This is a genomic window from Sorangium sp. So ce119, assembly GCF_051524405.1.
In the GTDB taxonomy this organism is placed as follows: domain Bacteria; phylum Myxococcota_A; class Polyangia; order Polyangiales; family Polyangiaceae; genus Sorangium; species Sorangium cellulosum_G.
The window spans coordinates 2,092,518-2,115,673 of record NZ_CP150310.1 but is presented as its reverse complement, the minus strand read 5'-3'; the positions used below and the strand labels follow the sequence as shown (position 1 = coordinate 2,115,673).

At 71.0% G+C, this 23,156-nt stretch carries 14 protein-coding genes; 7 read left to right on the top strand and 7 right to left on the bottom strand.

Annotation, left to right across the window (positions count from 1 at the left end; translation table 11 throughout):
* Positions 1–154 precede the first annotated feature (154 nt).
* Positions 155–1,168 (top strand): CPBP family glutamic-type intramembrane protease, encoded by a 1,014-nt coding sequence (locus WME76_RS08300; RefSeq protein WP_437959637.1) that lies wholly within the window; start codon positions 155–157, stop codon positions 1,166–1,168.
* A 15-nt stretch (positions 1,169–1,183) separates the two neighbouring features.
* Here the strand turns inward: WME76_RS08300 and WME76_RS08295 are convergent, their stop codons facing one another.
* On the bottom strand, positions 1,184–1,669 hold the full coding sequence (locus WME76_RS08295) for a hypothetical protein (RefSeq protein ID WP_433935605.1): 486 nt from the start codon (positions 1,667–1,669) through the stop codon (positions 1,184–1,186).
* Positions 1,670–1,942: 273 nt separating this feature from the next.
* Here WME76_RS08295 and WME76_RS08290 point away from each other — a divergent pair, with 273 nt between their 5' ends.
* From WME76_RS08290 to WME76_RS08280, 3 genes are all read left to right on the top strand, one after another.
* Positions 1,943–2,629: a transglycosylase SLT domain-containing protein gene (locus WME76_RS08290; RefSeq protein WP_437959636.1), complete on the top strand. Its 687-nt coding sequence runs from the start codon at positions 1,943–1,945 to the stop codon at positions 2,627–2,629.
* 200 nt (positions 2,630–2,829) lie between these two features.
* Complete coding sequence (locus WME76_RS08285) at positions 2,830–4,215, top strand: KamA family radical SAM protein (protein ID WP_437959635.1); 1,386 nt, start codon at positions 2,830–2,832, stop codon at positions 4,213–4,215.
* Positions 4,216–4,363: 148 nt separating this feature from the next.
* The gene (locus tag WME76_RS08280; protein ID WP_437959634.1) at positions 4,364–5,194 is read left to right on the top strand and encodes a hypothetical protein; all 831 of its coding nucleotides are present in this window, start codon (positions 4,364–4,366) and stop codon (positions 5,192–5,194) included.
* 58 nt (positions 5,195–5,252) lie between these two features.
* Here WME76_RS08280 and WME76_RS08275 read toward each other — a convergent pair whose 3' ends face one another.
* The 4 genes from WME76_RS08275 to WME76_RS08260 form a co-directional block, all read right to left on the bottom strand.
* Positions 5,253–6,398 carry a helix-turn-helix transcriptional regulator gene (locus WME76_RS08275; protein WP_437959633.1) on the bottom strand — a complete coding sequence of 382 codons (1,146 nt, stop codon included), beginning with the start codon at positions 6,396–6,398 and terminating at the stop codon, positions 5,253–5,255.
* A gap of 431 nt (positions 6,399–6,829) precedes the next feature.
* Positions 6,830–7,462 carry a hypothetical protein gene (locus WME76_RS08270; protein WP_437959632.1) on the bottom strand — a complete coding sequence of 211 codons (633 nt, stop codon included), beginning with the start codon at positions 7,460–7,462 and terminating at the stop codon, positions 6,830–6,832.
* A gap of 336 nt (positions 7,463–7,798) precedes the next feature.
* Positions 7,799–9,859, bottom strand: coding sequence for a MopE-related protein (locus tag WME76_RS08265; RefSeq protein WP_437959631.1), 2,061 nt, complete (start codon positions 9,857–9,859; stop codon positions 7,799–7,801).
* Positions 9,860–10,093: 234 nt separating this feature from the next.
* Positions 10,094–11,758, bottom strand: coding sequence for a hypothetical protein (locus WME76_RS08260; protein WP_437959630.1), 1,665 nt, complete (start codon positions 11,756–11,758; stop codon positions 10,094–10,096).
* Between the two features lie 213 nt (positions 11,759–11,971).
* On the opposite strand from WME76_RS08260, the gene WME76_RS08255 reads away from it, so the two are divergent.
* Both WME76_RS08255 and WME76_RS08250 read left to right on the top strand, forming a co-directional pair.
* Positions 11,972–13,315 (top strand): porin, encoded by a 1,344-nt coding sequence (locus tag WME76_RS08255; RefSeq protein WP_437959629.1) that lies wholly within the window; start codon positions 11,972–11,974, stop codon positions 13,313–13,315.
* An 11-nt stretch (positions 13,316–13,326) separates the two neighbouring features.
* The gene (locus tag WME76_RS08250; protein WP_437959628.1) at positions 13,327–16,959 is read left to right on the top strand and encodes a PHP domain-containing protein; all 3,633 of its coding nucleotides are present in this window, start codon (positions 13,327–13,329) and stop codon (positions 16,957–16,959) included.
* A gap of 231 nt (positions 16,960–17,190) precedes the next feature.
* On the opposite strand, the gene WME76_RS08245 is transcribed toward WME76_RS08250, so the two are convergent.
* Positions 17,191–18,861, bottom strand: a complete 1,671-nt coding sequence (locus WME76_RS08245; protein WP_437959627.1) for an OmpA family protein — start codon at positions 18,859–18,861, stop codon at positions 17,191–17,193.
* A 987-nt stretch (positions 18,862–19,848) separates the two neighbouring features.
* On the opposite strand from WME76_RS08245, the gene WME76_RS08240 reads away from it, so the two are divergent.
* A complete protein-coding gene (locus tag WME76_RS08240; RefSeq protein ID WP_437959626.1) occupies positions 19,849–20,736 on the top strand; it encodes a formylglycine-generating enzyme family protein in 888 nt (295 codons plus the stop codon).
* A gap of 188 nt (positions 20,737–20,924) precedes the next feature.
* On the opposite strand, the gene WME76_RS08235 is transcribed toward WME76_RS08240, so the two are convergent.
* Entirely contained in the window at positions 20,925–22,769 is a 1,845-nt protein-coding gene (locus WME76_RS08235; RefSeq protein WP_437959625.1) for an IgGFc-binding protein, read from the bottom strand.
* Between the last annotated feature and the right edge of the window lie 387 nt (positions 22,770–23,156).

The following is a 23,156-nucleotide window of genomic DNA, read 5'->3' as shown; positions in this document are numbered from 1 at the left end:
TCACCGCAAGGCCGCGCTGCGGGAGTCGCGGGAGTTCGGCGAAGCGGCGCGGTCGCTCTTCTACGCTGGTCGGGGGCGCTGGTCGGGGGCGCCGGCCGGGCGCGTCGCTCGTCGGCGCTGTGCTGGGCCCGGGATCATGGTACACGCCGCGCCGATGCTCAACCTGGGGAGCTGGCTCGTGGCGAACGTCGACTGGCTCCGACCGCTCCGGCCGCCGCTCCAGGAAGCGGCCTCCCGCCTCGCCGAACCGTCCTCCGCCCTGGCGAGCACGCTCCTCAAGGCCCTGTTCCCGGTCGCCGCGTTCGTCGCGCTCGCGCCCGTCCTCTGGCTCTTCTTCCGGCGCACCTGGCGGGAGCTCGACGTCGAGGCCCACGAGCACCAGCGGCGCACCCTCGCCGCCGGGGGCTACGACCGCCGCCCCGCCGTCCTGTTCACGATCACCGCGCTCGTGCTCATGCTGCAGCAGTACTACGGCGGCCGGGCCGTCTACGACGCGCACATCCGGCCCTGGCTGCGCGAGGTCGAGCTCGCCCAGGCGCTCTCGCCCGCCGGCGCGCTGCTGCCCATCTCGCTCCGCCGCTACGACGAGCTCTACAGCTACGTCTGGTGGTCGTTCACCCGCGTGTTCGGCTACGTGGCCATCCCGATGGTCGCCTGGAAGCTCTGCTTCCCCAGGGACAGCCTTCTCGACATGGGGCTGCGCGTCCGCGGGCTCGCCAGGCACGCGTGGATCTACCTGCTCTGCCTGGCCGTCGTGGTCCCGGCGGTGTTCATCGTCGCGAGCGCGCCCGACTTCGGGACCTATTACCCCTTCTACAAGCAGTCCTCGCGATCCTGGTTCGACCTCATCGCCTGGGAGGCGATGTATTTCGCCCAGTTCTTCGCGCTGGAGATCTTCTTCCGCGGCTTCTGGCTGGCCGGCCTGCGGCACACCATGGGCTCCGGGGCGATCTTCGCGATGATCGTCCCTTATTGCATGATCCACTTCGGCAAGCCGTACCTCGAGGCGGCCGGCGCCGTGGTCGCCGGGATCGCGCTGGGGTCGCTCGCGATGCGCACGAAGAGCATCTACTCGGGCTTCCTCGTGCACGTCACGATCGCGCTGCTCATGGATCTCGTGTCGCTGTCGAACCGCGGCGCGCTGCCGCGGACGTTCTGGGCGACGTGAAGGCCGCGCGGCGGATCAGCCGAACGTCTCGGCCAGCTTGCGCATGATCTCCGCGCGGTTCCGGTCCCGGATCTCGCGCCGGTAGAGCGCCTGAAGCCCGACGGCGGCCGCGCGCGCCGCGTCGCGGTGCTCGCCGTCCCACGGGAGCACCGCGAGCCGCCGCCAGAGGATCTTCTCCAGGAGCCGGGGCCTGCGCCTGGCCAGCGCGCCGCTCGCGAGCTCGATGACGCGGGCCGAGGTGGGGTCGGCACGCATGGCGCGCACGAAGAAGCCCACGGCCGCGGTGACGCGGCGGCCGCCGTGCAGCGCCTGTACTCCCGCGTCGCACAGCGCCTCCGCCCGCTCGCGAGGGGTCGCGGCGCGCCGCGCGCGCTCCCGCGCGGCCTGCACCTCGGCGCTCAGCGCGTCCCGGCGCCGCCGGGCGGGGCGCATCTTGACGATCAGGAACAGCAGAAAGAGGGCCGCAACCCCCACGAGCACGTGTCGCCAGCCGATCTCCATCGCGCCCGCCTTAGTACAGCGCCCGGGACGTGCTCACCAGACAGACCTTCCGCCGCGACGCCCACGAGCACGCACAGGGGCGCCACGGCGCGCTGGCGCTCCCGCGAGGGCGTCCCGGAATGGCGCCGCGGATCGCGGCGTTGCTTCCGCCGTCTCGCTCCGCCGTCCATCCATCAGCTGTTTCCGCCGACTGATTCCGCCGTCTGCTCCTGGTTCCGCCGTCACGGTGCGGTTTGCGCGAGCGGACGATCACAACCTATGCTTCGGCCAGAGATGCCCGTCACATCGACCTCCGGCTCCTCCCTTCGCCTGCCGCTCCGCGCCCTCGCCGCCGCGCTCGGGCTCGCCGCCCTCGCGCTGCACCCGGGCAGCGCGCACGCCGACATCTTCACCTACACCGACGCGGATGGGACGGTGCACTTCTCGAACCGCTCCAGCGGCGACGGGCGGTTCAAGCTGTACATCAAGGGCGACGGCCGCCGATCGCCGGCGCGCGCCGGCGTGAACCCGGTCGCCCCGAGCGACAAATCGCTCGAGCGCTTCAGCCGCTACGACGCGTGGATCCGGCAGGCCGCGGCGCTCTACCAGATCCCCGAGGAGCTCGTTCGCGCCGTGATCAAGTGCGAGAGCGACTACGACCCGCGGGCCGTCTCGCCCGTCGGCGCGCAGGGGCTGATGCAGCTCATGCCCGAGACCGCCCTCCGCATGCAGGTGCGCGACGCGTTCGACGCGCGCGAAAACATCTTCGGCGGAACGCGGTACCTGCGCATCCTGGCCAACCTCTTCAACGGAGATCTCGATCTCACCATCGCCGGGTACAACGCTGGCGAAGGGGCGGTCATGCGGTACGGCGGCATCCCGCCGTACGCGGAAACGCAGGCTTATGTGACGCGCGTGCGGACCTACTATGCGCGCTACCGCACCACGCGGGATACGACGCTGGCTTCCATCGAGCCCTGACCGGCTCGCCCGCCTCGGAGCACCTCCGCCCGCCAGCCGAAGACACGGCGCACACCGCCCCCGACGGGTGTGTACCGCGATGCTACGATCCGATAAACCGCTGCCCCTGCCTCTCCCGGGCGGGCCCCGAGGGGCGCAGGCGCAGGCAGGCGGCCATCCGCTGACGCCCTCTCTTCTCCGCGCGGACAAGGGTCCACGACATGACGACCACCTCGAGCCTCATCGAACTCACCAAGCGAAACAGCGACATCGCGCCCCTCAAGCCGCCGGTCGACCCGGCGTCGCTCGAGCACGCGAAGCTGCTCGAGATGCCCGACTTCCGGAGGATCCCGGCGTACGCCGACGTGACCGACGAGCAGTTCATGGATCACCGGTGGCAGGCGAAGAAGTCGATCACCCGCCCGGACAAGCTGCTCGACACGCTGCGCGGGATGGTGTCGGAGGATTTCATCCGCGACGCGACCGAGGGCTTCGCGCACGCGCCGATGAGCGTCCGGGTCTCGCCGTACATGCTCTCGCTCATCGACTGGAACGATCCGTACAACGATCCGCTCCGGACCCAGTTCATCCCGCTCGCGTCGCGCTTCCTGCCGGACCACCCGAAGCTCGGGCTCGACTCGCTGCACGAGCGCGCGGACGCGCCCGTCCCCGGGCTGACGCACCGGTACGCCGACAAGGCGCTCTTCCTGCCGCTCGACACTTGCCCCGTGTACTGCCGCTTCTGCACGCGCAGCTACGCGGTGGGCATCGACACGGAGGAGGTCGAGAAGACCCACTTCAAGGTCGACGAGGACCGCTGGAAGCGCGCGTACGCGTACATCGCGTCGCGCCCGGAGCTGGAGGACATCGTCGTCTCCGGCGGCGACGCGTACAACCTGCGGCCGGAGCAGCTCGGCGCGATCGGCGAGACGCTCCTCAGGATGCCGAACATCCAGCGCATCCGCCTCGCCACCAAGGGCCCGGCCGTGATGCCGCAGAAGCTCCTCACCGACGACGAGTGGATCGACGCGGTCACGCGGACCGTGGAGCTCGGCCGGAAGCTCCACAAGGAGGTCGTGATCCACACCCACTTCAACCACCCGAACGAGATCACGGGCATCACCCGCGACGCGATGAACAGGCTGTTCGAGCACGGGATCACGGTGAGGAACCAGTCGGTGCTGCAGCGCGGGGTGAACGATACGCCCGAGACGATGAAGCTGCTCGTGAAGCGCCTTGGGCACGTGCACGTGCACCCTTATTACGTCTACATCCACGACCTCGTGCGGGGCGTCGAGGACCTGCGGACCACGCTCGCGACCGGGCTCATGATCGAGAAGCACGTGCGCGGCTCGACCGCCGGGTTCAACACGCCGACGTTCGTCGTCGACGCGCCCGGCGGCGGGGGCAAGCGCGACGCGCACTCGTTCGAGCACTACGACCGCGCGACCGGCATCTCCGTGTTCGAGGCGCCGAGCGTCAAGCCGGGGCAGCGGTACACGTACTTCGATCCGATCGATCAGCTCCCGCCCGAGGGGCGCGCCCGCTGGGCGGACCCGGCGGAGCACCAGAAGATGATCGACGAAGCGCTCCGCGCGTCACGCTGAGGCGGCCCGGCGCAGCGGGCCGAGCGGATCGGCCCGCCGCGGGCAGCGCGCGCGTCGCTCGAAGAAATCGGAATCAGGTCGCCTGCCAGCACGCAACTCCATGGTGTGTCCCGCCGACTCCGGAGGGACCCAGCTGGAGGCTGCTACCATGACCCTGCGCATGCCGTCGAAGAACCCCGCCGCATTTCATCAGGCCCCCGAGGCGACGTCGCCCGCCCAGAAGCTGCCAGGCCACGGCGATCTGCCGCGCGTGGACGAGCGCCTGGTCCAGGTCGAGACCCGCGAGGAGATGATCGGCGGCCGCCGCGTGCTCGCCGCGCCCGCGGCCCCTCCCCACGGCGACGCCCACTGCCAGGTCGACGGCGAGGCGCTCTTCCACGTGCGGCCCGGATACGTGGCCTCGACCGACATGCTGACCCGGACGGATGACGGCTCGGACTTCGCCACCGACACGTCCATCCGCAAGGAAGGCAACGACCCGGCCACCGGCGCCCGCTACCTGGAGGAGGTCGTGTTCGAGGTCGTCCACAAGCAGCCGCTGCGTGACCTCATCGACAGGGCCGAGCGCCTCACGGCGCGGGGCATCCGGCGAATGTTCGCGATCTTCGTCCAGCGGCGCGTCGTGGCCGAGTGGTCGCCGGCCGAGCGCGCGTTCCGGCCGTTGCCCATCGACGCGGAGATCGAGGACGCCTGCCTGATCCGGCCGCTGCCGGTGCGGGCGCTGCTCGACCGCGCCGAGGGGCGCAACGCGGTCGCGCGCGTGCTCCTGGACGAGAAGAACCCCGTCCTCGCCGAGGCCCAGCAAGAGGCCTTCCGCAGCGGTCTCGCCGAGGGATACCGCAAGGCGATCGAGCGCCTCTGCCAGGCGCTCCAGATCGAGCTCACCGGCGAGCGCCGCGCCGCGCTCGCGCGCCTCGACACCGCCGCGCTGGAGGAGATCGCCGCGCGCGTCGCCGCCGAGCGACGCTGGCCTTCCTGAGCGACCGCGCGCAGCCTGGCCGGAGCGCCGGCGAGGTCCGCCGGAGCGCCGGCCAGGTCTATCCGTCGGCGGGCGGCGGCTCCGCGTAGCGCGCGAGCGCGCCGGCCAGCTCGCGCTTCACGCGGTCCACGAGGTCGGGCGGCTCGACAACGCGGGCGGTCTCGCCGAAGCCGAGCACCCACGTCGCGAGCTCGGTCATGTCGCCGATGTGCATCGTGAGCCGCACGCCGCCGGCGGGCAGCGGCGTGATCTCCTGCGACGGGTGCACCTTGCGCGTCCGCACGAACTCGGTCACGCGCTCGTCGAAGTCGATCACCACGCGCCGGGGCTCGCCGCCGCGCCAGATGCCGAACTGGCCCTGGAAGTAGTCGTCGATCGAGAAATCAGGGGGCAGCTCGAACCGCTCGGTGACGGCGCACTCCGTGTCGCGCATGCGATCGAGCAGGAACGTGCGCACCTCGCCGCGGCCGACGTGGAGGCCCACGCAGTAGATCGCGTCCTTGTAGAGGACGAGCGCGTACGGGTGGATGAGCACCCGCTCCTCGCGCCCGTCGCGCGCGCGGCGGTAGCGGCACCGGAGCGGGCGCAGGTCGGCGACGGACTGGAACAGATCGTCGAGCTCCTCGGTGCGCGCGGCGTAGTCCTTGGGGGCGAACGGGAGGTAGAGGAACCGCTCCTCCAGCCGCGCGTCGGCGACGCCGGCGTTCGGCCCGCGCCCCGGCCGGCGCGCGACGCCGAGCAGGCGCTGCGCGGCGAGATCGATCTCCTCGAAGAGGGTCGAGCCGCGCATCGGCTCGAACAGCCGGCGGGCGGCGAGCAGGGCGTACGCCTGCGTCCGCCGCACCTCGACGCGCCGGGGCGCCTCGCTCGGCGACAGCCGCCAGAGGCGCGGGCCGCCAGGGCGCGTGGCGACCGAGACGAGATCGAGCTCGCGCTTGACCTCGACGAGGTAGCGCCGGAGCGACCGCGGCGTGACGTTGAGCTCGCGCGCGAGGTCGTAGATCGTCAGGCCGGCAGGGTGCTTCTGCAGCAAGCTGCGCAGCGAGTCGAGCCGCCGGTGCTGCGTGAACGGGCCGCGCGGCCGGCCGCGCTGCGAGCCGCCCCTGGCCTCTCCGGCGTCGTCGTCGTCCTCGTCCTCGTCCGGCGGAGGAGGCCTCTTCGAGGCGGCCGCGGACGGGCTCGCCTCGGCCCGCGGAGGGGCCACCGGGGGGCGCACGCTCGGCGAAGCCGGGGGGCGCACGCTCGGCGAAGCCGGGGCCGCCGCGCCCGGCCTGACGTCGGGCCCCGCGTCGCCCGTGAGGCGCGGCGCCGCGCCCGCGCGCGGCTTCGACGGCGGCAGCGAGCTGCTGGAGAACGGGTCGGCCGCCTGGCCGACGCGCGCGCGGGGCGCGCCCGCGGACCCGCTCGAGCCGCCGGCACCCCGGCCGCGAGTCGGCGAGGCGGCCGGCGCATGGGCACCCCCGGGGCCTGTGCGAACAGCGCGCGCCATCAGCTCAGCGCTCTATCGCATCACCCCCGCCCGTCCAAGATGTTTTCCCGCGCGACGCCGGCCGAGCGGCGACCGCCGCTCGGCGCGCAGGCGCGAGGCGCGCCGCGCGGCGCCCGCTGGGCTCCGAGGCGCGCGCGGCGGACGGCTCACCAGGGGCGATCGCGCATCGTCTTCTTGTACTGCTCCTTGTAGAGATCGTGGCACTGCTTGCAGCTCGCCTTGGCGCCGTCGATGTCGCCGGCCTTCGCCTTGGCGGCGCCGGCCCTGGAGATCGCGCCCCAGCTCCCCATGCCGGGCGGCGGCTTGCCGGCCACGTACTGCAGCGCCGCCGCGATCTTCGCGCCGTCGCCGCTCGAGGTCGCCGAGGCCATCGTGCTCTTCATCCAGGCCTGCATCGGGCACATCTTCTGGCCCTTCGCGCCGCACTCGACCTTCTTCTCGCCCGCCTGGGCAGCGCCGGTGGCCGCCGGTCCGGCGGCCGCGGCCGCCGACGCCGCGGCGGTCGCCTTCGGCGCGGCCGCGGCCGCCGTCTCCGCCGGCTCGGCCGCAGCGGCGGCCGTCTCCGCGGGCGCGGCCGTCGGCTCGGCGGTCGCAGCGGCCGGCACGGCCGCCGTCGCCGCCGGCGCGGCCGTCGTCGCCGCGGGAGCGGCGCTCTCGGTCGGCTTGTCCTCGGCGACCGCCCCCGGGGTGGTCGCGTCGTTCCCCTTGCTGTCGCAGCCGAGCGTGGCGAAAGACAGGCCCGCGAGCAACAGCGCGAGCGGGGTGATCGTTCTCCTCATGCAGTCTCCTTGGGTGATGAACAGAAGCGCTCCCGTGAGCGCGAGGCCGAGGGATGCGTGCCGCGGTCCCCGGCTTCGTCGCGCAGTGTAAACGGGTCGCCGTCCGTCCGCTGCGTTCGCGCGCGGCACGACGGAGCGCCGCTGGCCCGGGTGCCCGCCCTGATGCGCCTTCACGGACGCCCATTCCGGCAGGTGGTGGCAGGTTGGACCACGGGGACCGGGAAGGCTGGTAGAAAAATTCAGGAATGCATTGGCCTGGCAAGGAGCGCTTTTCCCGGACGCCAGCGACCGCGGGGCCCTTGCTCGCCGGCCATCAGGACCGCCACGCTGGGCGCCTCAATTGCGCGTGCCGGGCGTCGAGGCGAAGCTCGACCACTGGAAGTTGTCGAGGAGGGCGACGGAGTCGTTCCAGGGATCGCCGGTATCCCACAGCACGAACCGCAGCTCCATGATCTCCCCCGGGCTGACATTGCCGTTCATGACCAGCCACCCGGTGCCGCCGCCGGCGAGCTCGCTCGCGCCGCACCAGCCCGGCTCGCCGTCGAACTGGGCAGCCGGCCGCGCGATGTCGAACCCCGTCCCCTGGAGCTGCTCGACGCCCGCGCAGGTCGTCGTCGTGCCGGGGACGGCGCCGCCGCCGCACCCGGTCTGGCCGTTGACGCACTGGGTGAAGAGCCCGGTGCCGCCGAAAGCGAGGTTCACGCCCAGCGGGTAGACGGGCGCCCCGGCGGGCGGAGGGTCGTGGAAGGCGAGGTTCCTGTCCGCGGGGTTCGGCGCCTCCCCCGCGAGGGGCGCGAACGACGAGTCGAGCAGCGCGAGGAAGAAGTCGTTGAACCGGCTGCACACCCACTCGGGGTATTCCGACGAGAGGAAATAGGTCGAGACGCTGAACGAGCTCGCGTTCGTCGGGACGCGGACGCGCAGCCGCAACATCACGGGATCGTGGGCAGTCGACCCGCCCTGCGGCTCCGGACACCCGGGCGCGTTCGGGAGGTTGCCGCCGTTCGCCTCGAGCCAGTCCTCGGGCACGCTGCTCGAGGTCCCCATGTCCCGGCCGCCCTGGAACGGGGCGAAGCTCGGCCTCGTGTTGTTCGGCGCCGCCTGGGCCGCGGCCACGCCGGTCGAGAGCACCGCGAGCCGCGCGCCCCGGAGCGGCGCGATGCCGGAGCCGAAGCCCTGGCGGATCGACCGCTGGGCCGCCGCTGGCGCGCCGGCGGCGTCGGCGCGGTGGAAGCTCGCGGAGACGACGCCCCACGTGCGCGCCGCGGGCGACGACGGGGCCGCCGCCGTCGTGACGCAGAGATCCATCGCCCTGGCGTAATCGAGCGCCGTCGCCGAGTCGCTCGCGAGCCCCGCGTCGCAGGGCGCGGCGTTGTCGACGGCGCCGTCGCAGTCGTCGTCGAGGCCGTTGTCGGCCACCTCGAAGGCGCCGCGGTTCACGAGGGCCGGGGTGCTGCACCCGTCCGACGGGGAGTCGCAGCAATCGCCGTCGCAGGCGGTCCAGCCGTCGCCGTCCTGATCGGGGGTGTTGTCGACCGCGCCGTCGCAGTCGTTGTCGATGCCGTCGGCGCACGCGTCGAGCTCCGGGAGCACCTGGCCCAGGCACGGACCCCACCCGAGGCCGTTCGCCCTGCAGGTGGAGACGCCGGGGGCGCAGGGAGAGACCCCCTCGGTGCCCGGCGGCCCCTGGTAGCACGCCCTGGTCTCGTCCGGCGTGCACGAGCAGGGCCCGCGCGCCGCGACGTCGTGCTCGCACCCGTCCGCCGGGTCCTTGTTGCAGTCGATGAACCCGTCGTCGCAGGCGCTGAGCGCGCAGGCGCCGTCCTCGCAGGCGCTCTCGCCGTGGGCCAGCGACGGACAGGCGCGATCGCAGGCGCCGCAGCTCCGCGCGTCGGTCTGGAGGTCCCGGCAAAGGCCGTCGCAGCACGCGGCGTCGCCCTGGCACGGGTGCGCCGCCGAGCACCCCTCCACGCACTCGCCCTCTCCGGTGCACGCCATGCCCGTCGGGCACTCGTCGCTCGCGGCGCAGCCGACACAGGCGCGCTTCGCGCGATCGCAGGTGAGCGCAGCAGGGCAGTCGGACTCGGATTCACACCCGGCCACGCAGCGCTTCGCCTCGGCGTCGCAGTGCTGGCCGGCCGGGCACGCTGCCGCGCCGGGGAGGCACGCGACGCAGCTCCCCGTCGCCCGGTCGCACAGCGGAGCGCTCGGGTCCGCGGAGCAGTCGATCGGACAGCCGACGGCGTCCTCCCCGCCGCCCCCGAGCGGGACGTCGGGGGGCTCCGCGCTGGCGCAGGACGGCGCCACCCCGGACGCGAGCGCGAGCGCCGCCAGGGCGGCCAGCCCTCCGGTCCAGGCCAGCGGGCGGCGACGGACAGCGCGGGTTCTCTTCGACATCGGCAAGCTGCTCCCCTCCGCGAGGCGGGCACACCCGAGGGGCGCCGGCCGCAAGATCGTAGACTACCCCGCCGCCGGCGAGCGCGACGGCCGATCGCGAGCCGCGTCGCTGCGCGTCGCGGGACGCGCAGCGACGCGGCCGCCGACGACCGCGGCCACGCCGTGACGCGCGCGCCGCGCGGCGCAACGGCTGCGCCGGGGCGGCCGGGGCGGAGGTGCGACCGGGACCGGCGATCAGCGCGCGCGCTCGTACAGCGTGAAGGCGCCCTCGAGAGCGACGCGGCGAAAGGGGGTGCGCGCCGCGGCGAACACCGACCTGTCCGGCCGCTCGTTCCGGAGGATCACGTAGTCGTAGGCGACGCCGTGGACATCCGGGTTGAACCACTCACCGCGGTTCGACGGCGGGGCGGGGAGACGGCGCTTCAGCGTGAAGGGGAAACCCACGTTGTGCCAGCCGTCCGCGCTGAAGCCCCCGCGCATGATCTGCACCCACGAGGAGAAGTGGTTCGTGCCCTCGATGATCAGGGCCTCATCGGTGCGCGGCGGCAGCGACACGAAGAGCACCTCGGCGCGGGGCGGGATCCGCGCCACCATGCGCGCGAACGGCTCGAGTCGCTCGTCGAAGCTCGCGTATTTCTCCGAGAGGTGCAGCGGCAGCACCAGCGCCGCCACCGCCGCGGGCGCCATCAGCAGGCGAGAGAGGCCCCGGAGCGGCGCCGTGATGGCGAGGAAGCCGAAGAAGCAGATGAGCGGCGAGAAGCGCCCGCTCACGAACCACCAGTCGAACGGGCGGGCAAGGTGCAGCGGCACGAGAAAATAACAGGCCACCATCGCCGCGCACAGGGCGAGGGAGCGATGGCGGTGCAGCCGGTCGAAGAGCGAACCGGGAGGCGGAGGAGGCTCCGCGCCCCGGCGCGGGAAGAAGCGCACGGCGGCGCTCCCGAGGGCGAGCAGCGACGCCGTGGCGAGCAGCACCCAGAAGAGCCGGGTGTCGAGATCGCCCGAGACCGAGTCGAGCGTGTACGCGGGGAACGACCTGATCATCTCGTGCCATGGCACCCAGGCGCCCTGGAAGCGCGGGCCGCTCCGCAGGTCGACCATGGGGCTCTTGAAGGCGACGAGCTGCCAGAGGAGGAGCGCGACCGCGGGCGCGAAGAGCGGGAGCGCGCGGGCGATCCGCGACCACCGGGGCAGGTGGCAGAGCATCAGCACGGCGACGCAGACGTAGTAGCCAAAGAGGATGAGCGGATGGCTGAGGCCGCAGCCGACGCTGAGCAGCGCCACCGCGGCGGCGCGCCCGTGGCTCGGCCGCTCGAGGTGGGCGTCGAGCGCGACGACGCCGGCGAGCAGCAGGGCAATGCCGACGAGGAACGGCAGGAAGCCGCACGCCCAGGAGAGGCTGAAGGCGAGCGGGAACGTGAGGACCGAGAGCCACGGGCTGCGCCGCGTCCGGCGCGCCCAGACCAGCGCCGCCGCGGGGATGCCGAGCACATAGCCGGAGAGCACGAGTCGATTCGCGTTCTCCAGACTGACCCCGTGGGCGATGACGTGCGTCAGGATGTGATAGGCGCCATACGGCGCCGGGCGCAGGCTGAGCTCGTAGAAGTCGCGGAATCGAGTCCACGGCGCGTCGAAGTTGTGCCAGATGTGGACGGCCGCGAGGTGGTTCGGCAGGTCGAGCAGGGGCAGGAACCGCACGCGCCATATCGGCACGATGGCCGCGACGGCGAGGAGCGCGAAGGTCGCGGCAAATGCCCTGTCGCCCGGCCATCGTCGTGGCCCCTTCGCCCCGGCGAGGGCGTCCGCCCCGCCGGCGGGGCGGACCGGCGCGTCGTCGGCGAGCTCGGCAGTCGCGGGCGGGAGATCGCTCTCGGGCTGGCTCGATTCGGGCGTTCGCATGAGAAGGGTGGCCCTCCCTGCCCTCCGCGCTGCGGGTGGGCCGATCGAGGCGCTGCGAGCCTTACCACAGGACGCCGCGCCGATTGCAGCGCCGCGCGTCTTCCTCTAGTTTCAGCGGCACCTCGTCGGGCGGACACGGCACGAGATGACACCCCACTGGCCATCCGGAGCGGCGCGGGGCGCTCCGCGCAGCCCTCCAGGAGACCTGAATCCATGAGGCACCTTGCTGGCGTCGCAGGCGGCGCCGCCGTCCTGCTCGCCCTCTCCACGCCGCGCGCGCAGGAGCCTGAGCCCGGAGCCGACGAGCCCGCCGGCGCGAGGCCGGCCGACGCGCAGGGAGGAGCCGTCGAGTCGACCGGCGAGCCGGAGAGCGCGCCGGAGACCGCCGCGCGCCCGGAGGCCCCGGAGCCCCCGCGGGAAAGGCCGGCGCGGGCCGCGGCGGCGGCGGTGCCACCGGCGCCGGCCGCGCCGGGGGCCGCGCGCGACGAGCCCCTCGGGCCGGGATTCCGGGAGCGGATGCGGCTCGCGCTCGGCCCGCTGGAGGTCGCGCCGATCGCGCTGATCGCGCTGCAGGCCGCGCCGTACGTGGGCGACGACGCGCTGAGCCAGGCGGGGGACAGCGCGGAGCAGCCCGGCTTCCGGCTGCGCCGCGTCCGCGCCGGGCTGTACGGCGACGTCGCGGGGCTCGTCCGGTTCGCGATCTCGACGGATCTCGCCGGGGGCGACGAGGGAACAGCGCGCATCCACGAGGCGTGGGGCGGCGTCACGGCGATGCCCGCGCTGGAGGTCTATGCGGGCGCGCGGACCGTCCCCTTCTCGCGCTCCGCGATGACCGGCGCCGGAGACGGGTCCCTCACGGAGCGGCCGCTCGCCGTGCGCGCGATCGCCCCGTTCACGCAGGTCGGGATCCAGGCCGAGGGGCACTTCCAGGACCGCGCCTTCAGCTACCACGCGGGCGTCTACAACGCCTTCCAGCGCTCCGATCAGTTCTACACGGGCCATTCCGAGAGCGTCGCCCCCCTCGGCAACCGCTTCGAGGGGATCGCGGTCGCCGGCAGGATCGCCACCGAGCCGCAGGGCCCGCTCGGCCGCACGATCCAGGACGTCGCCCACTCACCCTTCCGGATGGGGGCGGGCGCCGACGGCTTCTTCAGCGACGGCGGGGCGCGCACGCTCTACGGCGCGAGCGCCGACGTGCTGCTGCACGCCTCGGGGCTGCACGCGCTCGGCGAGGTGCTCTGGACCGGCGCGAGCCCGAAATCGGTGCCCACCCAGCCGATCGCGCAGGTCACGTCGGTCACGTCGCTCGCGCTCGTGCTCGAGGCAGGCTACATGATCGTCGCCCGGAAGCTCGGCGTCTCGGGTCGGGTGGAGTGGATCGACCCCAACGTCGATGTCGAGGACGAGGGGGACAACCTCGTGCTCACGGGCGGCGTGAGCTATCACGCGGTCGATGATCTGGTGAAGGCCCAGCTCGATTACACGCACCGTGAAGAGCTCGGCGGGCTGTCGCTCTCGAACGACGCCCTGATCCTGCAACTCCAGCTCTCGCTGTAGGGGAGATCGCTGTGCGGCGAACACACCGCTGGTTCACGAGGGTCGCCCTCCTCCCGCTCGCCGCCGCCGCGCTCGCCGCGCCCGCGCTCCCGAGCTGCGGAGAACAACGGCTGCTCCGCGCCAAGCAGATCGAGCACCGCGCCGAGCTCGTCGGCGGCCCGGTGGCGATGGCGGACGTCGGCGACTTCCTGCTCGAGAACGACCAGATCCGCGTGGCGATCCTGGGCGGGCGGGACTCGCCAGGCCCCGGGATCTTCGGCGGCGCCATCGTCGACGTCGACAGGCGGCGCGGCCGGATCGGCGAGGAGGGCGGACAGGGGCGAGACCGGTTCGCGGAGATGTTCTCGCTCGCCAACCTGATCGTGCCCGATCCGACGGCGACCGACGTCTCGGTGCTCGCGGACGGATCCGACGGCGCGGAGGCCGGGATCCGCGTCGAGGGAGACGGCGAGTTCCTGTTCGAGGCGATAGGCCTGCTCCGGGCCCAGGAAGATCTGCTCGGCCTCTTCTTTCCCGACGTGCGATCCAGGATCCGCTTCCGGACAGACTACCTCCTTCGCCCGGGCGATCGGTTCGTGACGGTGCGCACCACGCTCCTGCTCGACGACAAGCCGCCGCCCGGCTGCGCGCCGCAGCAGAGCTGCGAGGCGTGCCCGAGCGGGTACCAGCAGGACCCGGGCAGATGCCCGACCTGCGCGTGCAGCGATGTCCTCCCGCTGCACAACGCCACCGCCCCTGTCTCTGTGTTCGGCGGCATCCTCGGGGATCCGCCGGACGAGGCGCAAGAGGCGCCGTCGCGCCGCGCCGGCATCGTCGCCGGAGACTTCGTGTTCTTCGGCAACCAGAACGACGTCTTCGCCCCCGGGGCGGGCTTCGACGAGGACACGGCGGTCCAGGACGCCTGGAACGCGGGGCGGAACTCGTTCCAGGAGCCGCTCACCTTCGATTTCGTGGCCGCGGCCGGCGGGGACGTGAGCTACGGCTACTTCACGAAGGCGCAGGAGGGCGCGGCGCCCTCGGTGGTGAACGTCCCCCTCTTCGCGAGCGCGGCCACGGCGTTCGTGTCCGCCAGCCGATCGTGCCTGTTCGGCGAGGAGGACGACGCGGCGTGCGACGTCCATCGCGCGTTCAGCTACGAGCGCTACCTGGCCGTGGGCGACGGCGACATCGCGAGCGTGACCGACGTGATGCACGCGCTGCGGGGGACGGCGACGGGCACGGTCAGCGGCCACGTGCTGTGGGAGAGCACCCTGGAGGCCGCGCCGAACGCGCGGGTGTTCGTCTTCTCCGATCCCGATCCGTCGCGGCCCTTCGGCTCGCTGGACGAGCTCGTGGCGGCGAACCGGGAGGCGCGCGGCGACGTCGGCCTCGTCAACGAGATCGACGCGGACGTGGGGCTCGACCCGTCCGAGGACGGCGATTTCCGCGGCGCCCTGCCGCCCGGCAGCTACGTGCTCGTGGCGCGCAACGCGGCGGGGACGGCGACCTCGGCGCCCGTCCGGGTGAGCCTCGGGGCCGGGGAGCGCGTCGCGGTCTCGCCGCGCCTGCCCGCGCCGGCGACGGTGCGCTACCGCGTCGCCGACGGGAACGGCCAGCGGATACCGGCCAAGATCGCGTTCGCCTCGCTCGACGCGGCGGGGCGGAGGCTCCCGGGGGACGGCCGGCGCAGGGTGTACCTCGGCGACGGGCGGCTCGGGAACGGCAACCGCGCGATCGAGGTCACGGCCACCGGTGAGGGAGAGGTGGAGATCGAGCCGGGGCGATACCAGATCACGGTGTCGCGGGGCATCGAGTACGGGATCCACGTGGAGCGCGACGTGACGCTCGCGCCGGGCCGCGCGTTCCAGCTCGACGCGACGCTGGTGCGCGAGGTCGACACGGCCGGGTGGATGTCGGCCGACATGCACCTCCACTCCAGGCCGAGCTTCGACAGCGGCATGCCGCTGCCGCGGCGGGTCGCCACGATCGCGGCGGAGGGCGTGGAGCTCGCGGTGTCGACCGATCACGACGTCGAGACCGATTACCACCCGATCGTGCGCGCGCTCGGGCTCGCGCCCCACCTCGCGACGGCGGTCGGGGCGGAGATCACGACGCTGGAGCAGGGGCATTTCATCGGCTTCCCGCTCCGGTACGACGAGCTCGACGTGCCGAGCCACGGCGCGCACGACTGGACCTGCGAGCCCGGCGGGACGATCCTCGACGCGATCCGCGCCTCGGGCGACGGCACCGTCGAGCCGCTGACGATCGTCGCCCACCCGCGCGACGGGTTCTTCGGCTACATCGAGCAGCTCGGCGTCGACACGTACACGATGGATCGGACGCCGACGTTCCTCGAGGAGAACAACCCCGTCTTCCGGACCGCGAGCTGCGAGTTCGACGCGATGGAGCTCATCAACGGCAAGCGGTTCGATCTGGTGCGCACGCCCAGCCTGGCCGAGGTCGTCGACTGGAATCGCTGCCTCGCGCGGCTGAACGCCGCCGGGAGCGCCGCCGAGATCGAGGCGGCGTGCCCCGAGGTGCAGGGCTGGCTGCGCGCGCCCTGCGCGGAGACGCCCGCGCCGGGCGGCGACCCCGGCGCCGCGCCGGGGCCGATCGCGATCGCGGACTGCAGGCGTCGCGCGCGCACGGAGCTCGCGTGGGCGCTCATGAAGCGCGTCCTCGCGCGGACGCCGGACGAGCAGGAGAAGAACTGGGGCTTCGCCGGGACGACCCCGGACAGCCAGGAGCTCTGCGGGCCCGCCGCGCTCGGCGACAAGGCGGTCGACCCGGAGGCGCGCGACGAGCCGTGCACGTACCGGGCGGGCCAGGTGGACGACTACTTCCGCTACCTCGAGCGGGGCTTCGTCCCGGCGCAGATCGCGAGCAGCGACAGCCACGACAGCTCGAAGGAGCCGGGCTATCCGCGGACCTACTTCCGCAGCGCGACCGACTCCCCTGCCGCCCTCGAGACGCCGGCCGCGGTCGAGAGCCTCCGGGGCGCGCACGCCTTGACGACGTACGGGCCGTTCATCCGGGCGACGATCGGCGGCAAGACGTACGGCGAGGTGGCGGCGGGGCGCGCGGGAAGGCCGCTCGAGGTCCTCTTCGATGTCCAGACGGCGAGCTGGTTCGGCGTCGACCGGGTGGAATTTTACCTCAACGGCAGAATGATCCGGCTGCTGGAGCCGGACATGCCGCCGAGCGCGCTCGTGGACGTTCGCGGCAAGGTCACGTTCACGGCGCCAGACCGGGACTCCTGGGTGGTGATCATCGCCATGGGGCTGGAGGACAGGAATCTGATGAGCCCAGTTTCCCTGGACGTCCCGTTCGGGGAGATCCAGCTCTCCCGGCTGGCGAGCGACGCGTTCGGCAGGATCCCCGCGATCAACGCCCTGTTCGCGCCCACGCCGACGGTGCCTGACTGGTCGCCCGTCCCGCCCTACGCGGTCACGAACCCGATATACATCGATGTGGACGGCAACGGCCGTTACGACGCGCCGCTGCCGCTGCCCGACTTCTGCTCTCGCCCGTGCGATCCGGACGTGCTCGATCCGGAGCAGTGCCCCGCGAAGCAGGACTGCCTGACCGAGGAGAAGGTCTGCGGCTTCCCGATCCCCGGCAAGTGCGACCATCGCCGTCCGGCGCTCGGGCATCGCGACGACTGAGGGTCGGGCCGCGGAGCCGCGGGGGCGGTCGTGGCGCGCGGAGCCGCGGGGGCGGTCGTGACGCGCGGAGCCGCGGGGGGCGCGCGCGTGGAGCGCACGCGCGCGCTCCGCGCGGCCAGACCGGCGCCCGGCGGCCGTCGGAGAAGACGGTTTGCGTGCGCGCGGCGAGCCACGCGCACGCAAACCTCGCTGTATTTCGGGGGTGAGCCGGTCAGCCGCTCCGTGCGGAGCTTACCGGCCTTCGATCGCCTGCGACTTGATGTGGAACTCGACGCGCCGGTTGCGCTGCCGGCCTTCCGGCGTGTCGTTGGACACGAGCGGCCGGCGGGAGCCGAAGCCGGCGGAGGTGAGCCGCTCCGACTGGACGCCCTTGTTGATGATGTAGATCCTGACCGCGGTGGCGCGGTTCTGAGCGAGCCTGTCGTTGTAGTCGATGGTGCCCTGGTTGTCGGTGTGCCCCTCGATGCTGAGCAGCTTGATCTCGGGGTTCGCCTTGAGCAGCCGCACGACCTCATCGAGGATCGGATAGCTCTGCGGGAGGATCCTGGAGCTGTCGAACTCGAACTCGACCTGCTTCATGATCTCGATCTCGGCGGAGCCCTGGATCCTGCGGATGTAGTACGGGCAGCCGTTCTTCTCCGGGTCGTCGACGACGACCTGCCCCGGCTCCTTCGGGCACTTGTCGACGGCGTCGGGGATGCCGTCCTGGTCCGCGTCCTCCTCGGGGCAGCCGTCGCGGTCGTCGATGCCGTCCTTGTCCTCGGGGTCGTCCGGGCACTTGTCGACCACGTCGGGGATGCCGTCGCCGTCGCGATCGGGCATGTCCGGGCAGCCGTCGCTCGGCTTCGGCTGCTTGCCGTCCTCCGGGTCCTCCGGGCAGAGGTCGATGACGTCGGGGTAGCCGTCGCCGTCGGCGTCCTTCTCCTGCTCGATCACGAAGTTGAAGCCGGGCGAGCGGGTGTCGGACTCCTCGATGCTGAACGAGCCGCCGACGATGGCGACGCCCCGGAAGTCGGGGGCGTAGCCGCCGCTCATCCGGGTGCCGACGCCGGCGCCGGCGTAGAGCGCCTTGTCCTTGGTGAGGAACATCCGGCTGTTGAGCTGCCACTCGATGGGCGAGGCATCGAGCTCGCCGCGCGTCTCCTTGATGAGGCCGAACGACCCGAAGACCTCGGCCCCGACGCGGATGGTGTCGTCGCGCAGCGGGACGTAGCCGCCGACGCCGTACGTGAGCTCGGTGCCGACGTGGAGCTCGTTGAGCTGCACGTGGGGTCGGATCGCGACGCCGGTGTTGAGGGTGACGATGAAGTCCTTGAAGTCGTACTCGGCGCCGAGGCCGAACGCGCTGCTCACGGTCCTGTCGCCGGCGAACGAGTACGTGTTGCCGAGAGGCACGAAGACCGCGCCGGTGAGCCCGAGCCGGAAGCGGCGCTCATCGAGCTCCAGCGGGACGACGCGCGCGTCGATCCGGAGGTCCATGGGGGCGGCGGTCTTGAGGTCGACGCTCTGGTTGAGGCCGAGGTCGCGGTTGTACGTCTGGTTGCCGTCCTGGAAGAGGATGACGGGGAGCGAGACCTGGAGGGAGCCGCGGCCGAGGATCTCCACGCCCGCGTTCAGGTAGGTGATGAGCTGCGAGGTGACGGGCCCGTCGCCTTGGAGCTGCTCCTCGATGGCGAGGTTGTCGACGTAGTTGTCGTTGCGGAGCGGGTGGACCGACACGCCCAGCCCGAGCTGCCCGAAGAGGCGCGTCCGTTCCCCCATGTGGGGGCGCCAGAGGCCGAACCCGTCGTCGGGGGCGCCGGCCATCCTGAGGCGATCGAGGTAGAAGGTCCGGTCCTGCGCGTGCGCGGCGGAGGGCGCCAGCGCGGCGAGGGCCGGGGCGGCCAGGGCCGCTGCGGTCAACGCGCAGCGAAGGCGCGACCGGCGTCGCGGCTTCCGGCCCGGCAGGTGTCGTCGATCCATCACGGTGAGCTGTCCTCCAAGCAACGCTCGAAAAACGAGGTTGACGCGAGCTTTCCGCCGCATGCGGGCCGGCGTCCGGGCGGGAGACTACTCGGGCCGGGGGAGGATGTCTCCTGGGTCGAGCCAGGAGGTGCGAGGAGGGCGCCAGGGGGGAGGAGCGCGGCGGGGATTGGCGAGAAGCGCGGCGGGCGCAGCGATGAGCGCGGCGGGGGCGAAGCGCGCCGCGGGGTGGGATGAGGAACCACCTGACGAGGTTCAGCGAGGTGGTCCACGTGGACGGCGCGGGTGGACAAGCGGCGAGGACGGAGCGAGTGATGGCCACAGGGCACGAGAAGGCACGTATGCTGCCCGCGTGAGGGTCGACCGAAACGAGCCGCCGAGGCGGGGGTCACCTGGCCGGAACGGGAACCGAAACACAGCGGCCGCGCGGCCCGGCGAACCACCGACGAACGAGCATTCAAGGACAGCGAGTCATAACGCGAATCGAGCGCTCCGGATCCGATGTTCATACAAGCACAAGCAAAGAACAAGACACGTCGTTCAATGGCGCCACGACTGCTGGTTTCCCTTGTCTCAGGCCTGACCACCGCTGGATGTGGGCTCGTTCTGGGGCTCGATGAGTTCGCCGACGCTCCCCCCTCCGGGAGCGGCGGAGGCAGCGCGAGCTCCGCGGCCGGAGGCGCACCCTGCAGCGACGGCGATCGAGACTGCGTGGGCGACGTGCCGCGGCAGTGCGCGTCGGGAGAGTGGGTCGCCCAGCGGTTGTGCAGCGGAGAACGGCCGGTATGTTCACAAGGAAGTTGCGTTGAGTGCCGCGACGGAGAGCGAGATTGCAGCGGCCGTACGCCGCGCCATTGCGTCGACGGCGTCTGGGAAGATGAGACGCCGTGCCGAGCCCCGTTCCCCGGGTGCCGGCTCGGCGTCTGCGTGGCGCCGAGCTGCCAGGGAGGCGGGCCAGGTGCGGGAACGGACTGCGGACCTAGCCCGGGCGCTGACTGCTGCGGTACGGCGAGCATCCCCGGTGGGACCTTTGATCGGATCAATGCTCCGGTGTACCCGGCGAGCGTCAGCGATTTCCGACTGGATATCTACGAGATCACCGTGGGGCGGTTCCGCGCGTTCGTGGAAGCAGGGAAAGGCACGCAAGCCGATCCACCCCTCCCTGATGCGGGCGCGCATCCCAAGATTCGAGAAAGCGGATGGGACTCTGACTGGAACAGCGAGCTGACGGCCGACAAATCGGCCCTGAAGGTCGCGATCAGATGCCCCGATGCGTTCTGGACCGATTTTGCGGAACAGAATGAGAACCATCCCATGACCTGCATGACATGGTTCGAAGCGTTCGCGTTTTGCATATGGGACGGCGGACGCTTACCTACCGAGGCGGAGTGGAACTACGCGGCCGCAGGCGGCGCCGAGCAGAGGCTGTATCCATGGGGAGCATCGATCGACCCTTCGAAAGCAGCCTACGAATGTTATGGCGACGGGGATCGTGCGGCGAAGTGCAGCATGGATGACTTTTTACCGGTAGGATCAAAATCTCCGGACGGCGACGCCAGGTGGGGGATGGCTGACATGGCAGGTAATGCCGGAGAGCTGGTACTGGACATGTACGAAATTGGGTTCCCTACCCCGTGCCACGATTGTGCTCGGCTCGAAGCGAACACAGAAGGTCGTATCGTTCGCGGAGGCACGGCATGGACCGATGATCTCTATGTTGCCACCGATGCCCAGTCAGCGGAAAGCCCGCGCAACAGGAATTCCTTCGTTGGCGCTCGCTGCGCCAGGGACCTCGTAGCCGACATTGATCCATAGGACATCATCGCCCGCCTATCCAGCGAGGTCGCCCGCTGGGTCGGGGCAACCTGAGCGCACACTCAGCCAGTTCAGTGCTCTGGTTGACGCGGGCGATGTGCCGCGAACGATGCAAGGCAAGGAGGCTGGCGCTCAGCCTCCGGCCTCAAAGGTACGGCAATTCAGCTCGGCGATTCGCCGGACAGCGCTCAATTGGCCGTGGGAGGGATCTCGACCTCGTTGATCGGCAGGAACCCAGCGCCGGCAGGATAGGCGTAGGATACACGATAGTTCTGCTGGATCGCCCCCCACCCCCAGACCGTGACGCCGAACGGGAGATCGCTCCGCATCTCGTGTCGGCCATTGGCGCAATCGCCTACGGGTTCGAAGTTTCCCGTCGTGATATCGACGACGGTGTATTCGTAGTCTCCGTCTCCAATAGGCGTCCACCCGCTGAGCTTGCCTGTACAGTCGAGCTCGACGTCGGCAAACTCATCATTCAACTTGGAACGGGTACGAACAACGACAAGGCTCGTCTCAGGGTAGGTCGGATCTGTAAAGAACACATAGTAATCCAGGAACTGCGACGGCGGGACCACATTCACCCAGTCCGGATCACCAATATTCATGAATGCGCTGCCGCCGGTCATGTACTGGCCAACATAGAACGGATGGTTCACATCCTGGCTCTTGACAACGAACGGCTCACCAGTATCGAACTGATACACCTCACCGAGCTTGATGGTATCCGGTGCGCCCTGAGGCTTGGATGGCTCCCAGGTGAGCGTCGTGTCGTCGACCATGCCTACGATCCGCCAGGGCGGCGACTCGTCGCGATCCGCAATTCGATTCCGGTAACGCACCGACACGTACTCGCTGCCGGTAGCCCTGACGGGTGCAATCTGCTGTTGCCCCGAATCACAGTCGGCGACACCGTTCGGCACGACCATGCAAGCATGAGCCCCGAAAAGGCCGATGGGCTTTGTCGATTCGATAGGACTTCCGGTCAACTCATCCTTCTGGGTGATCTGCAGGAATTCACCTGCATTCAGCCTGTAAGTCTTCGCCTCGTTGCTGTTCGCTGCCTCGACGTTAGCACCCGCCTCGACGTCCACCTTCGGCAGGATGGTCACGTCGGTTTCGTCTTGGTGGGCGACGATGGCCAGCGAGGGATGAGCTCCACGGTAGGCGGACGAGGTGGTAGACTCTGATGACGAGTAGCCGTTGATGGCAACGTAGTTGGTGTGCCAGGCACTCGTGGGCAGGAGCAAGGTCGCTGAGGTCATGGCGGCCTGCCCTCCACCGTAGGGTAGCATTTGGTACGCTACGACTGGATAGTCCGTCGTGATGTGAAACGCTGTTCCGCGGCCGGTGCCGTCGACGCCAGTCTCGTCGTCGAGCGCGCCCGGCGCAGGACAATCGACAACGGCCGTCCCGGCAGAGAGCCTCGAAAGGAAGAGGACTGCGACTTGCCCGACGCCCAGCCCTTCATTCAAATTGTATGGTATGTATTCAATATCATCTATGGATCCCTGTCCGACCGGGATGTAGGCAAAATTCTCTACCGGAAGTCGCTGCCCGCCGCGTTCAACATTGATATGGACCGGCAACTCCCAAGTGTTCGCAACTATTGCAGAGAAACACGCACCCTCAGCAGTCGGCCGGAGCGCCGTCTTCAACGCCCAGTAGTCACACCCGTACGAGCTCTTCGATTTCTCCGCAGCCTCGCACGGGTTCGGCTCGCACTTCGCGTTGACGCACCCCTCCTCGGGCTCACACTCCTCGACCGTCACGCCGTTGCAGCTGATCACTTTCTTCAGATCGTTGGAGCACGTGTACTCGCACCGCCCCCCCTCCCCGAAGGTCCCCGCGCTCTCCGTGTCCCCGCCGCCCTGGCCGCCGCCGCCGCCGCTCGTGGCACCGGGGCCCGTGCCGCTGCCGGTGAGCGCGCTACGGTACGAATCCGAGCAGGCGGCGAACGAGCCCGTCACACCGGCTGTCGCTGCAAGAAGACTCACTATCGCGTGTCGACGGTATCTAGCCATGTTCGCCATCTCTACAGGGCTCCTTCCCCCACAAGCATCCTGAAACTCTTGACTGCGAGCCTAACACGGTTCCCTCGCCCTGGGGAGGCCCGCGAAAGCGCTCGCGTTTTTTCACCGGCCTCATGAGAGGGGGTTCCGGGTTTCAGGAATGCAATGCGCGACCAGCCCCGCGCCACGACCGCCTAGCGCCCGGACGGATAGCCGCCCTGTTGAGCGAGCCGACCTCACGCCTCTCCCGCGGGTGGGGCGAGGTGTTCAGACGGTTGCGACCCGCTCACGACCGGTCGCGACCGATTGGGACCGTTCGCGGCCGGTCGCGGCCGACCGCCACGCTTTACGCCCGGTTACGCCCGCTCACGACCGCTCACGACCGATTGCGACCGATTGCGACTTCCA

Bases quoted from the DNA above. Each gene is read 5' to 3' on its own strand.
- WME76_RS08300 (WP_437959637.1), top strand. From the start codon at position 155: ATGCTCAACCTGGGGAGCTGGCTCGTGGCGAACGTCGACTGGCTCCGA.
- WME76_RS08295 (WP_433935605.1), bottom strand. From the start codon at position 1,669: ATGGAGATCGGCTGGCGACACGTGCTCGTGGGGGTTGCGGCCCTCTTT.
- WME76_RS08290 (WP_437959636.1), top strand. From the start codon at position 1,943: ATGCCCGTCACATCGACCTCCGGCTCCTCCCTTCGCCTGCCGCTCCGC.
- WME76_RS08285 (WP_437959635.1), top strand. From the start codon at position 2,830: ATGACGACCACCTCGAGCCTCATCGAACTCACCAAGCGAAACAGCGAC.
- WME76_RS08280 (WP_437959634.1), top strand. From the start codon at position 4,364: ATGACCCTGCGCATGCCGTCGAAGAACCCCGCCGCATTTCATCAGGCC.
- WME76_RS08270 (WP_437959632.1), bottom strand. From the start codon at position 7,462: ATGAGGAGAACGATCACCCCGCTCGCGCTGTTGCTCGCGGGCCTGTCT.
- WME76_RS08265 (WP_437959631.1), bottom strand. From the start codon at position 9,859: ATGTCGAAGAGAACCCGCGCTGTCCGTCGCCGCCCGCTGGCCTGGACC.
- WME76_RS08260 (WP_437959630.1), bottom strand. From the start codon at position 11,758: ATGCGAACGCCCGAATCGAGCCAGCCCGAGAGCGATCTCCCGCCCGCG.
- WME76_RS08255 (WP_437959629.1), top strand. From the start codon at position 11,972: ATGAGGCACCTTGCTGGCGTCGCAGGCGGCGCCGCCGTCCTGCTCGCC.
- WME76_RS08235 (WP_437959625.1), bottom strand. From the start codon at position 22,769: ATGGCGAACATGGCTAGATACCGTCGACACGCGATAGTGAGTCTTCTT.